Here is a 13,218-nt window from a genome sequence, read left to right as displayed (position 1 = left end):
CGATCCCCAATTTTTTATACCTCCGTGAGCGGCAGCACTCGATGTCGGTCTCATACCGTGTCGGTGTGGTTCAGTGGCGTTCGGAGATCACGCCATGTTGCGGCAATCGTATCATTGTTGTCATCCAACTCGATTTCGAACTCGTCTGCCTCCGCATCGTATGCTTTGACAACGCCATGGCTGCCATGGTAATCGTACGAGAGCATGCTCTCTCGGGTGATATCGATCCGGATGCGATCGCCCACTTGGTATGTCGGGCCGTCAGTACTGATATCGGACTCCCAGTCGATCTCGTGTCCACAGTCGGGACAGAATCCGGTTTCGTACGACGAGCTCTGGATAAAGCCGGAGGCCATGATCGAGGCCGGAAGTGCAAACAGGCCGATCCCGAGAATGGCAACAGCGCTTCCGATGAGCTGTCCCAACGGCGTAATCGGCGTCACATCACCATAGCCAACCGTCGTCAGTGTGACAACTCCCCACCACATGGTTCCTGGAATCGACGGGAACGCCTCGGGCTGCGCAGCGTGTTCGGCAAAATACATCAGCGAAGAGGAAACGACCAGTAAAATCAGGTTGCCGGACATCGCCACGACGAGCTGGCCGCGTTTGAGATAGAACGCCCGGCCGAAGGCTTGCATCGACTCGCTGTACCGAACGAGTCGGAACAGACGGAGAAATCGCAGCAAGCGCAGCGCACGCAGAAACCGGAGATCCGAAACCCCGCCTATCGCCGTGAGATAAAACGGCGCGATGGCGATGAAATCAAACAGCAACAGCGGTCGCGTGGCATACCGCAGTCGGCCCACAATCGGTCGCTCGTAGGGTTCTCCGGCTTCGACGGCACTCCAGATTCGAGCGAGATACTCGACAGTAAAAACACCGACCGAGACCGTTTCCAACAGGAACAACTGCGTGCTGTAGGCTGCATACGTCGACTCGACCGTCTCAAACATGACTGCAAGGACATTCACGAGAATGAGACACATAATGAGCCAATTAAAGAGAATACCTCCTCCAGTAGTGTGCGTTGGGTCGACCAACTGGCGCGTTCTCCTTCGCAACGAGAGACGATCCATTTGCTACCACATAGTAGCATGATATAATATTCCTTCGCTATATGCCAGATATCGCCATTCTATAGCCTTCTACCGCACGATCTCGATATGCCACTATGCGCTGGTATCGGCTATATGTACACCACCCGAGACAGTCACCTAAGAACGGTAGTCTGGATCGTCTGCAGTATTCTCGGCGGACACCGCTACTGCTCGACAGCTCATGAAGCCCATCTCTCATCACTCCTGGATAGACGGACCCAAGCAAGACGTGCAGTCTTTTCTGCGTCCCGTGGCAGGTAGCCTCGCGGGGCGGCTGCTGGCAGCGATGACCACCAGTCGACCGAACACCGGACGATACTGTGGTGGTCAATGAGTCGCCGGGGCTGCTGGTCTGCCATTCTCATCGTCGTCGTTGGACTGACGCTGTTTTCAGGGATGGTGGCTGCCGAGCCGCTCGTCGCCCTCGATCCGGATGCGGATTTGGCGGGTGAAGGGACCGACGAGGACCCTTATCAGATCGAAAATAGTTCCGGGTTACAGGCGATGGGGGGCAATCTGACTGCGACCTATCGGCTGGTGGCGGATATCGACGCGAGCAATACGTCGGCCTGGGACGGTGGGGCTGGCTTCGAGCCGGTCGGCAACGACACCGAGGGGTTCAGCGGCCGTTTCGACGGCGACGGATACACCATTGACGGACTGGCAATCAACCGCTCGTCGGCCGACGCCGTCGGCCTCTTCAGCGAACTCACCGCGGGGGCGACCCTCTCTAACGTCTCGCTCGAAGCCGTTGATATCCACGGGGGCCAGCAGGTCGGCGGGCTCGTCGGCACCCTCTCGGATGGCGAACTCTCCGCCTCGGCTGTCGGTGGTACGATCGTCGGGGATGGCAATCAGGTGGGTGGGCTTGTCGGTGCGCTAACAAACGGTACCGTCACCGATTCGTCCACAACTGCCAGCGTCGAGGGGTCGAACGCGGTCGGCGGACTGGTCGGTACCGGGACCAACAGCACCCTCAGTACCACCGCCGCGACTGGTAGCGTCGACGGAACCAGTGGCGTCGGCGGGCTGGTCGGCAACCTCTCGGACGGCACCGGAACGGCGAGTATTGCGTTGTCGTATGTCGTCGGATCGACCGACGGCGAGTCGGCCGTCGGCGGTGTCGTTGGCAACTCCTCGACACCCGGAATACCGTCCTCGACCTACTGGGATTTCGAGACCGTGGGACTGGCTGCCACCGATGGCATCGGCTCTGGAACCGGGAATCCAACTGCTCTCTCGACGGCCCAGATGACCGGCAATAACGCGACCGCCGCGGGCAGTATGGCCGAACTGGCGTTCTACGACGAGTGGGTTCCGACCGACTCCTACCCACAGCTCACCTGGCAGTTCCTGGATGCGGCCGTCGGCGATGGCTCCGAATCGGACCCCTACCGCGTCGACGATAGCTACGGACTACAGGCGCTCACCGTCGACCCTACGGCGAACTACACGTTTTCGGGCTCCGCCGATCTGAGTGAGACCGCAGAGTGGAACGATGGGGCTGGCTTCGAGCCGATCGCGAACGGCTCCGGCGAGTTCACCGGCTCGATCGACGGCGGTGGCCATACGATCAGCGACCTCACGATCAATCGGTCGACGACCGACAATGTCGGGCTGATTAGTGAGATGGGAGTCGGGAGTACGGTCTCGGATCTCTCGATCGTCGATGCAACGGTGTCCGGAAGCTCGAATACCGGAACGCTTGTCGGCCGCAGTTCCGGGACCATCTCCGGGGTTCAGGTAACCACAGACGTTCAGGCAGGAGCAACGTCGGGTACAGAACAGAGTGGATTGGAATCGGTCGGCGGCATAGTCGGCGATCTCGGAGCTGATGGACAGATCCGTGATTCAGGTGCCACTGGAACCGTTTCCGCACCGGATGGCACAGGTGTCGGTGGCGTCGTTGGTGGCTCTCAGGGCTATGGTGCCGATCCTGGATTCGATTCCCTTTCCAACGTGACGACGAGCGTAACCGTCTCCGCAGCACGCGGCGAGAGTGTCGGTGGGCTGCTCGGAAGCGGTGGGGATTATGTTGTGGTCGTCGAGTCGTCCGCCACTGGAACTGTTAGCGGTGAAGACAATATCGGTGGGCTGATTGGTTCGACTTCGAGCGACATTTTCCGCTCGGTTGCGACCGGCGACGTGATGGGGAATACGACATCCGGCAGCTATGTCGGCGGGTTAGTCGGCACCACGAACGGACCAACGGAAAATTCCTCTGCATATGGTGCTGTGACCGGGAATGCATCCGTTGGTGGTCTGGCTGGCCGGATGAGCGCCCTTGGGGCGGTTGTTATGTCTAACTTGGTTTCGGTCGGCGAGGTCTCCGGCAATGCGAACAACGGCTCGTTCGTTGGTGAAGTCGGGCCCTCCATCGAAATCCAGGATTCTTACTTTGATTCGTCGAAAAGCGGCGTTACGGCGGCCGTCGGCGACGGCTCGATCGACGGTATCACCGGGCTCTCGACGGCCGAGCTTCAGGGATCGGCGGCAATCGAAAACACCAACCTCTCGTTCAATCCGGTCTGGATCGCCACCGACGGCTATCCGATTCACGTCTGGCGGGTCGACGAGTACGCGCTCTCGCTGAGCGGGACCGATATCGAACCCGACGACACCGCCACATCGACGGTCGACCTCTCGCTGTCGGACGACTCGACACGGACCGCCACGGAGCCAGCGACGTATTTGAGCAGCGAGAGCTCGGTTGCGACTGTCGATGACGGCGGCGAGATCACCGCGGTTGATCCGGGATCGACGGTGATTTCCGCCGAAGCCAGCGGCTTCGATGCCTCCGTCTCGCTGTCGGTGAGTGTTCCCACAGCTGGCGGCTCTTCGTCCTCCTCATCGTCGTCTTCGTCATCATCACCAGACGACGAACCCACAGACGACCCTGAACTGGAACCCGACCCGGAGCTGGCAGACGAGCCGACGGATTCGCCGCTCCCGTCGACCGAGACCGACGACTCCAGCGAGCAACCGACCGATGAGGAAGACGAGACCGTGCCCGTCCAGTCGATGCCGATCATAACGCCGCTGCGCGTGGTCGGTGGCAGCGCGGCCGCGGTCGGGTCGTATCTCACTGTCGTTGCACTCTCCCGCACTGAACTGTTCGTGACGGTTGCGCCAGCAGCCGTTACCAAGGCGGTTGCCTCCGTGCCCGGTTCGGCCGGGATGCTGCTTGCCGAACCCGAACAGGCCGCCTTCGTCGTGAGTTCGGTCACGCGTGCGGTCGACGAAGCCGACAGCGTCGCTGATGACACATCCACTGACGAAGACAGCGATGTGGCACCCGGCGAGCTGCTGGCTATCGAGGCGACGATCGAAAACAAAGGCGACGTTCCGGGCACACGCGTCGTTTCGCTATCGCTTGACGAACGCGAGGACGACACACCGCTGGATCTGGATGCACATACAGCCGCAGCCGTGCTCCTGGAGTACCAGACAACCGCCGCCGACGCTGGCAAAACCCTTGGGTTTACGATCAGCTGTGAGACTGATTCGGCGGATATCGATATCACCGTCGGCGACCAGCCCTCCGAGGACGATTCAATGACCGAGACAACACCTACCGCAGACGACGACCGCACAGCCGACGACCACACTGCCGAGACGACCGCCGAGGAGCCAGCTGAGGATGCCGATGCGGACGCTGGCGAGCCAGTCGCTCCCGACGAGATCGACGCGGACGACGAGATCAATGCCGAAGCCGACGAGGACGAACTCGATGCGGGCACCCGCACGGGCGTTGCCGACCGGCTCTGGATGCAGAAGGGCAAGATCCTCAGCTACACGGCCGGGGTGCTCGTCATCTATGTCGGCCTGACGAAGTTCGCTGACAGCGCCCTGGCGGGCGGCCTCGGCATCTTCCTCGGCGTGATGGCGCTGCCGATCGTTCGCGCGCAGTTGCCGACCGCAACGCGGGTCTGGATCAGCCGCTACGGGAAGGTCTTGGTGGTCATCACCGCCGCGCTGTTCAGCGGGGTACTCGTCGAGCCAGCAGTCGTCTTCGAGACCATCCAGGAGCTGGTGGGCCTGTGAGTCGATCCCGAACGGGCTGTCCCGAAGACACCTAAAGGACTATCTACCCTGACGTTCCGCATTGAGATAATGATCGCTTCGGGACCGGATCTGCTGCGACTCGTCGTGTTGCCCGTCTTCGCGTGGGCCGCCTGGCGGGATATCAACACGCGTCGACTCCCCAACAAACTATGGCCGCCGCTGGTCGCGGTCGGAGTCGTCGCCCTCGTGTGGGAGGCTATCCAACTGCCATCCTTTGGCACCTACGAGGGACGCCTGTTTCTCGTCCAGGTCGGTGTGAGCCTCCTTTTTATTGCCCCGTTAGGCTACGCCTTCTGGTGGCTCGGCGGCTTCGGCGGCGCGGACGCCAAGGCGTTGATCACGCTGGCGGTCCTGCTGCCGACGTTTCCGGAGTACACCCTCGGAACGCTCTCGCTCCCGCTGGTCGACACCCCACTCGGCGTCTTCTCGCTCACCGTGCTCACCGATACGGTCCTGATCGCGGCGATCGTGCCGCTGCTGTTGGCGCTTGGTAATCTCCTCCGGGGTTACATCGAGCCGAGGGCGATGTTCTTCGCCCGACCCGTCGCTGTCGACTCGATTCCCGACCGCCACGGCAAACTGTTCGAGACGCCCAACGGCATCGCTCGGGGGCTGGATCTCGATGCGCTGCGGATGTACCTCCGGTGGCGCGGGACGACACTGGCGGCCCTCCAGGACGACCCCGAAGCCCACCGCGATCCGAGCAGCGTTGAGGCCACCCACGAGCCGACCGACGGTGGCACTCACGTCGGCCCCCGAACCGACGGCGGCGTCGATCAGTCGCACGCCGACACCGCCGCAAGTGGGACTGAGGCCGCCGAGACGGTCGACGATCCGTGGGCCGCCGAGCGGTTCTTCGATGAGATCGAGGGCACCGCCTACGGCTCGACGCCCGAGGGGCTCCGCGACGCCCTTGACCTGCTGGCCGCGACCGACCGCGAGACGCTGTGGGTCTCGCCCGGTTTGCCCTTCGTCGTCCCGATGTTCGTCGGCCTGCTGGTCGCCTTTACGTATGGTGACCTGCTGTTCGGTCTCTTCGGCTGGCTCGGCCTCTTTTAAATAATCGCCGACGAACGAGGAAAACCCTATTGGCCCGCCGCTCCTCGGTCGGACCAATGACCGAGCAGATCGACGTCGACTTCGGCGCAAACGGACTCGTCCCCGCGGTCGCACAGGACGCCGACTCGAAGGACGTGCTCATGGTGGCCTACGTCTCGCCCGAGGCCCTGGAAGCCACCAGAGAGACGGGGTACGCCCACTACTACTCCAGGAGCCGCGATGAGCTCTGGAAGAAAGGCGCAAGCAGCGGCCACCTCCAGGAGATCCAGGAAGTACGGGTCGACTGCGATGCTGACACCCTACTCTACCTCGTCGATCAGGAGGGTGGTGCCTGCCACACCGGCCACGAGAGCTGTTTCTACCGGACGGTCGACGGCGAGGCGGTCGGCGAAACCGTCTTCGATCCCGATGACGTCTACGAATAAGATGGCGGACCCCGCCACTGCGGCCGAGTCGACGCCCGCTGCCGACGTAGTCGCGGAGTTAGCCGCCGCCTCCCGCCGGGTCCAGGAGATCGAAGCCGCGATCGACGATCACGGCGAGGACAACATCGAGGCGGCTGCCGACGCCTACCGGAACGCGACACGGCTGTTGGATCGCTACGCCGAGAGCGCGACCGGCACCGGCGATTTCAAGGCGTATCTCCAGTTCCAAAACGAGTTCATCGCGCTCGCCGAGGGGCTCTCCGATGACACTCTCGCTGCCGATGCGTTCCAGCGGGCCAGCGACCGGATGGACAAACGCCGGCTCAACGAATCGGATTTCGACTACGCCCGCGAGCAGATCGAGGCTGCCGCCGAGGCGGTCGACCTCTTGGAGCGCCGCGAGGAGGCCCACAGCGCCTACCGACAGGCCCGCCACGACGCCAAGGCTCGCCGGGATGAACTCGAAGGGGAGGCCGACCGACTCCGCCGCATTCGCGAGCTCGGCGGGGTCGATCTTGAGGCCTCGCTCGATCCCCTCCGAGAGCCGGTCGAAGCCTACAACGCGGCCGTCCGCGAGGCCTTCGACGCGTTCCGCCGGACTGAGAGCGCCCGCGAGCTATTTGATCTGCTGGCCGCGGGTGCCGACCGGCCGCTCGTCGACGCCGACCGCCCGCCGCGGGATCTCGCAGACTACATCGAGTCCGCGCCCGCGGGCGAGGAGCCATTGACGACGCTCCGGGAGTACGCAGAGTACTCGCCGTCGAAACTGGAGCACTACGTCGACGATCCGGGTGCGCTCCGCACCCACGTCTCGGTCCACCAGACCTATTTAAATCGGCTGGGACCCGAGCCCCTGTTGATCGAGTGGCCGCCCGCAGAGAGCGGGGTGCTTCGGGCCCGCCTCCAGGAACTCGCGCCGCTCGTCCGCCAGCTCGATGCGGCGACCGACCGCGAGGGGGCGACGTCGGACGCCGACGCTGACCCCGACGGCGAATCGATCGAGTACCACCGTCGAAGGCTCGCGCGGCTGACCCGAACCGACGACTACGATCGACTCCGGCAGGTCGCGGTCGCCGAAAGCGAACTCACCGACGAGGAGTTCGACCGGCTTGCCGCCGGAGCCGTCGGCGACGATCTGGCGGCCGTCGAGGCGGGGATCGACGCCATCGATGCCGCGCTCGACGAGTACGCCGTGAGTTGAGCTAGTCGACCGTCGCGTCGAGCCCCACAGTCGTACCAGTAATATATTTGCTACTCTGTGACCGAGTGCGGGTATGCCCATCTGTCCTGAATGTTCACACAGCGAGTCGGCTGTCAAACAGTGGTTCATCTCCGGGGAGGACGCGACGCTCGAAATGGGTTCCGTCCTCGTGGTCTGCCCCTCGTGTGATGCCGTCCTCGGCGGCGGCCGGTACGTCAGCGACTGACGGGTATCTCGACGGCTCCACCTAGGGTTGGATGGTCCGTGACACCCAGCCGCTCGGCCCGTCGGGGAACTGGTCGGATTCCATCTCGGGTTGGTCGTTGCCGTCGGCGTCGACCGCCCGCGCGACGAGGTCGGTCGGCTCCTCGGGGTCGAAGGTGTAGCGCCACTGCTGCCAGCCGTCGACCGGGCCCAGCGGCTCGGTGAGTTCCGCGGTCGTCCAGGACTCTCCTCCGTCGATCGAAACTTCGACCCGGTCGATGGCCGCACAGCAAGCGTAGGCGTGGCCGCCGACGGTGACACCCTCGCCGCTTCGGTCGACCGACCAGATCTTGGCAATCTGTCTGACCTCGCCGGTGCCGGTCCAGCCGCGATTCTCCCAGTAGCCCTCCGGCTCGTCGGTGAATTCGAGTTCGCTGACCCACTTCGTGTTGACCTCGCCCCAGTTGCCCGGGACCATCAGCCGCACCGGATGGCCGTGTTCCCGGGGGAGCAGTCGCCCGTTCATCCCATAGACGACGTAGGATTCGGCCAGTTCTTCGCGGCTCGTCGAGACGAAATAGCCATCCTCGGCCCGAGAGATCGCTTCCTCGGCCTGCGGTCCGGCCTCCTCCAGGAGCCGCGACAGCGGCACACCGGTCCAGACGGCGTTGTCCATCTTCCGGGCGTTGAGGTCCTCACCCACACAGCGGAGCGTGCTGTAGAAGTGGTCGGCCTCCATCTCCCGGAGTTCGTCGTACGTGATCTCCACGTCGTTTTCGACCGCGCCGGTGATCGTCAGCGACCAGTCGGCCGAATCGACCATCGGCGCGACGGTGGCGATATCGACCGTATAAAAGCTCCCGATTTCGCTGATCAGTCCCGGCGCATCCGGGAGGTCGAACGCGGCGTCGGCAGCCGAATCCAGCAGCTCCTGGACCGCCCGTGGCGGCGAGCTGCCCCCGCCGAGATACTGGACGCTTCCCTCGGGCGTTCGGCGCTGGCCGACGAAGTAGCTCGCCCCGGCCAGCCCGGCGACGCCGACACCCGTTTTAAGGGTCGCCCGCTTCCGGTCGTCGACCTTTCTGGCCGTGCGGACGCTCAGCGGGTCGTTCGCGCCGAAAAAGGAGATGATACCGACGACCAGCGTTGCTGGGATCGCGGCCGCCACCGCAGCGACGTATGCGCCGGTCACTGCCGCCGCGAGCAGCCAGACGCCCGCCGCGGTCAGCGGGACGCCGAGATACTGGCGGTCGGCGACGACCTCCAGTTCGAGCGCCAGCCAGACGACGAACCCAACGACGGCGATACTGATCGCCGCGGCAGTCGCCAACCGCGCTGGCTGGGCGAAGTTGCCCAGGGAGTCTAAGACCGTATTTACGAGGATCGCGGGCGTGGTTTCGGTGAGGAAGGCGGCGGCTGGCTCGACGACGAACCGCTGACTGAACCCGGCGTAGGCATACGAACCGGCGACCGCGGCGACAGCCGCGAGGGCTGCGGTGACGACACGCCAGAATCGTTCGCCCTCGGTGAGTCGACCGAGGCGACTCATGTCGGCCACCCCTCACGACTCGGCGGGAGACCCCATCGGTCGGCCGAGAGCGCTGTCGGCGGCTGACTGCAAGGCTGGTGCATAGCTCTCCCAACGACGCCACTCGGGTAATGGGTTTTTCAAGGTCCGTTCCAACTCGGTCTAGAATTCGGCCGTCGACTGCGCGCTACTGCGAGCAGGGAGACGAAATACGGCGACTATCGGGCGGCTTCGAGGGCCGCCTCGACGTCTTTGGCGAGCTCGGTCGCCCGGCTGGGGCTTGTGGCCTCCGAGGCGATCCGGACTTTCGGCTCGGTGCCGCTCGGCCGCACCAGAACCCACGCATCGCCGTAGTCGAGCCGGTAGCCGTCGATGGTGGTTACCTCGGCATCGCTGTCGCCGACGTAGTCGGTGGCCGCATCCAACAGCGCCTGGAGTTCGGCCTCCGACTCGTAGGTGAGGTTGATCCGTTCGTTGTGGTAGTCCTGATAGGGGGCGACGACCTCACTGGCGGGCGTCTCGGCGATCAGCTCCAGGAACTTCGCGCCGATGTAGGGTCCATCCCGCACGAGGCGGTGGTTCGGGAAGAAGACTCCCCCATTGCCCTCCCCGGCGATCGGGACCGACCGGCCCTCGGCCCACAGCTCCTTGACGCGAGTGATGATGTGGGTCGCGCCGATGGGCGTGAGTTCGAGATCAGCGCCGACGCGATCACAGACGTCGACCAGCCGCTGGGAGACGTTGACCGCCGCAACCGTCGAATCACTCCCGGTGAGTTCGGTCTCCGCGAGCGCCGCAAGCGAGGCATCGCCGTTGATAAACCGGCCGGTCTCGTCGAAAAACACCGACCGGTCGGCGTCGCCGTCGTGGGCGATGCCGATGTCGGCATCGGTCGCGCCGACCAGTCGCCCGAGGTCTTCGAGGTTCTCGGGAACCGGCTCGGGGAGCCGCCCGGGGAAATGGCCGTCGGGTTGGGCGTTGACCGTGACGACGCGACAGCCCAGCCGCCGGTAGAACTCGGGGCTGGCGAACGTGCCCGCGCCGTGGCCCGGATCGAGCGCGACGGTGAGGTCGGCGTCGGCGATTTTCTCGCGGTCGACCGCTTCGACCAGCGAGTCGACGTAGTCGCTGGTGGCGGTCTCGATGTGTGTCGTCTCGCCGACCGACGCCCACGTCTCCGTGTCGAACTCCTCGGTCAGAACACGGTCCTCGATGCGTTCGAGGATCTCGACCGAGAGCTCGACACCATCCGCGCCGATGAGTTTGACACCGTTGTACTCCGGGGGGTTGTGCGAGGCCGTCAGGAGGATTCCTGGAACCCCCTCGCGTTCGCAGTAGTGAGCAACCGCCGGTGTCGGTGTTTGGCCGAGGCGGTCGATGTCGAGCCCGGCGCTTGCGAGTCCAGCAGCGGTGGCATCAGCGAACAGCTGTCCCGTCGTCCGCGTGTCGGTCGCGACGGCTGCGCGGTCGGCCTCCCAGACCGTCCCCGCGGCCCTCGCCACCTGCAGGACGAACTCGGGGGTGAGATCGCGTCCCGCCACCCCGCGAGCGCCACTGGAACCGAATACCTTCATATCCGTCACTCAGTCGGCTGCTTCATATTGGTTCCGAACCGGATGTATCAGCGGTCATCGTTCGATACAGTCGTTCTGTATACCAACCGCCTCAGGGCGTCCCGATCGCCATGGAATCCTTATAAATCCCGAGCGGGAACAGGAACGCTAACACCAGTCCGACGAGGCCGTAGGCGAGTGACCCGACGACGATGCCGAGCGTAACGATCCCGGTTGCGATCCCCATCCCGCCGCCGATATCTACGGCGAACCCCAGCAGGAACAACACTCCGGCGACGATCCCGCCGAGGATGCCCACGGCGACGTAGATCGGAACCGCCGCCACCCAGTACCACCACTTCGAGTCGACCGCGATCACCTCCTCATGTCGACTCGTCGCTCCCGACGCTCTCGGTGCGGCGTTCTCGGTCGACGCCGCCGGTGGCCGATCGTTGCGGGCTGTCGGCGGTTCGATCACGTCGTCGGGGCGATCGTCCCGTCTGTCGTCGGGACGACCTGCACGCGTTTCGCTCGACGGCTCGTCGTCCGGTGATGAGTCGCTCATACGGTCCCGTAGCCCATGGAGGAACGTAACGTTCCCTCTCTCGCCACCGATCGTTCGGTATCTCCATACGAAATCGAGGGGGTATCGGCGCTACCGGTTCAGCGTGTGGATCGCCTGTCCCTCGGCGTTCTCGGCGGCCTCCATCACTGCCTCGGCGAGCGTCGGATGCGTGTGGACCGTCGAGGCCACGTCTTCGAGTGTCGCGCCGAGTTCGATCGCCAGCGTCACTTCGGCGATCAGCTCGGAGGCCTCGGGGCCGACGATCTTGCCGCCCAGCACGAAGCCGCTCTCGGCGTCGGCGACGATTTTGACGAAACCGTCGGTGTGGCCCGTCGTGAGCGCCCGCCCGGAGGCCCGGAACGGCATCTCCCCGACCACGGGATCGAATCCGGCCTCCTCGGCCTCTGCTGCGGTCATCCCGGCGGTGGCGATCTCGGGGTCGGTGAAGACGGCCGCCGGAACCGCCTGGACATCCATCGCGGCTGGCTCCCCGGCGACGACCTCGGCGGCGACGATCCCCTCTTTCGAGGCCGCATGGGCCAACATCGGGTCACCCGCCACGTCGCCGATGGCGTGGATGTGGTCGACGTTGGTTCGCATCCGGTCGTCGGTCGGGATCGTCCCGCGGTCGGTCGTCTCGATCCCCGCCGCTTCGAGGTCGAGGGTGTCGGTCACGGGCGCACGGCCCACTGCGACCAGTACCGCGTCGGCCTCGTAGCTCGACGTTTCGCCGTCTTCGGTCTCGCTTTCGACGACGATCCCCTCGTCGGCCTCGGTCCACTCGCTGGCTCCTTCGCCGAAGTTGAACTCGATACCGAGCTCTTCGGCCTTCGATCGAATGATCTTGGTAACGTCGCTGCCGTACTGCGGGAGGATGTCGTCGAGCATCTCGACGACCATGACTTCGGTGCCGAGTTTGGCGAACACCGTCGACAGCTCCATCCCGATATACCCGCCACCGACGACGACCAGCCGGTCGGGGATCTCGGTCGCCGCGAGGGCATCGGTCGAACTCCAGACGGGCTCGTCGCTGTAGGCGAATCCAGGAACCTCGATCGGACGGGAGCCGGTGGCGACGATCGCGTTCTCGAAGGCGATGGTTTCGCTGTCCTGTCCCTCGCTGCCGTCGACCGCCACGGTGTGGTCGTCGACGAAGCGCGCGGTGCCCTCGACCAATGTCGCGCCGTTTGCCTTGCAGAGTTTTTCGACGCCGCCGGTCAGCTGGTCGACCACGCCGTTTTTCCACTCGTTCATCGCCGAGAGGTCGACCTCCGGGTTCGCCGAGATGCCCATCAGCTCCGCGTTCGAGGCCTCGTGGGCGATGTCGGTGGCCGTAATATAGGCCTTGGAAGGGATACAGCCCGTATTTAAACAGGTACCGCCGAAGTCGCCTTTTTCGACGAGGGTGACATCGAGATCACGCTGTGCGGCGCGGATGGCGGCCACGTAGCCGCCGGGGCCTGCGCCGATCACTACCAACTCGGTTTCGGTTGCGTCTCCATCGACCATACTCGCTAT

At 64.3% G+C, this 13,218-nt stretch carries 10 protein-coding genes; 5 read left to right on the top strand and 5 right to left on the bottom strand.

Translation table 11 applies throughout. From position 1 onward, the window contains the following. Positions 1-50 precede the first annotated feature (50 nt). Positions 51-1,079 (bottom strand): ion transporter, encoded by a 1,029-nt coding sequence (locus NO877_RS15825; RefSeq protein ID WP_256397319.1) that lies wholly within the window; start codon positions 1,077-1,079, stop codon positions 51-53. A gap of 351 nt (positions 1,080-1,430) precedes the next feature. Here NO877_RS15825 and NO877_RS15820 point away from each other — a divergent pair, with 351 nt between their 5' ends. From NO877_RS15820 to NO877_RS15800, 5 genes are all read left to right on the top strand, one after another. Next, on the top strand, positions 1,431-5,144 hold the full coding sequence (locus tag NO877_RS15820; RefSeq protein WP_256397318.1) for a beta strand repeat-containing protein: 3,714 nt from the start codon (positions 1,431-1,433) through the stop codon (positions 5,142-5,144). A gap of 69 nt (positions 5,145-5,213) precedes the next feature. Next, positions 5,214-6,224 carry an A24 family peptidase gene (locus NO877_RS15815; RefSeq protein WP_256397317.1) on the top strand — a complete coding sequence of 337 codons (1,011 nt, stop codon included), beginning with the start codon at positions 5,214-5,216 and terminating at the stop codon, positions 6,222-6,224. 56 nt (positions 6,225-6,280) lie between these two features. Continuing rightward, positions 6,281-6,649, top strand: a complete 369-nt coding sequence (gene hisI / locus NO877_RS15810; protein ID WP_256397316.1) for a phosphoribosyl-AMP cyclohydrolase — start codon at positions 6,281-6,283, stop codon at positions 6,647-6,649. 1 nt (position 6,650) lies between these two features. Continuing rightward, positions 6,651-7,850: a DUF7118 family protein gene (locus NO877_RS15805; protein ID WP_256397315.1), complete on the top strand. Its 1,200-nt coding sequence runs from the start codon at positions 6,651-6,653 to the stop codon at positions 7,848-7,850. A 73-nt stretch (positions 7,851-7,923) separates the two neighbouring features. Then, the gene (locus NO877_RS15800; protein ID WP_256397314.1) at positions 7,924-8,076 is read left to right on the top strand and encodes a hypothetical protein; all 153 of its coding nucleotides are present in this window, start codon (positions 7,924-7,926) and stop codon (positions 8,074-8,076) included. A 21-nt stretch (positions 8,077-8,097) separates the two neighbouring features. Here the strand turns inward: NO877_RS15800 and NO877_RS15795 are convergent, their stop codons facing one another. The 4 genes from NO877_RS15795 to lpdA form a co-directional block, all read right to left on the bottom strand. Beyond that, a complete protein-coding gene (locus NO877_RS15795; RefSeq protein WP_256397313.1) occupies positions 8,098-9,603 on the bottom strand; it encodes a molybdopterin-dependent oxidoreductase in 1,506 nt (501 codons plus the stop codon). Between the two features lie 197 nt (positions 9,604-9,800). After that, the gene (gene glmM / locus NO877_RS15790) at positions 9,801-11,156 is read right to left on the bottom strand and encodes a phosphoglucosamine mutase (RefSeq protein ID WP_256397312.1); all 1,356 of its coding nucleotides are present in this window, start codon (positions 11,154-11,156) and stop codon (positions 9,801-9,803) included. A gap of 91 nt (positions 11,157-11,247) precedes the next feature. After that, positions 11,248-11,700, bottom strand: coding sequence for a hypothetical protein (locus tag NO877_RS15785; protein WP_256397311.1), 453 nt, complete (start codon positions 11,698-11,700; stop codon positions 11,248-11,250). 90 nt (positions 11,701-11,790) lie between these two features. Beyond that, positions 11,791-13,209, bottom strand: a complete 1,419-nt coding sequence (gene lpdA, locus NO877_RS15780) for a dihydrolipoyl dehydrogenase (protein WP_256397310.1) — start codon at positions 13,207-13,209, stop codon at positions 11,791-11,793. Between the last annotated feature and the right edge of the window lie 9 nt (positions 13,210-13,218).

This window comes from Halohasta litorea (assembly GCF_024494645.1).
Lineage (GTDB): Archaea > Halobacteriota > Halobacteria > Halobacteriales > Haloferacaceae > Halohasta > Halohasta litorea.
Note: the sequence above shows the minus strand (reverse complement) of the source record. Positions and strands in the feature narration are given on the sequence as shown.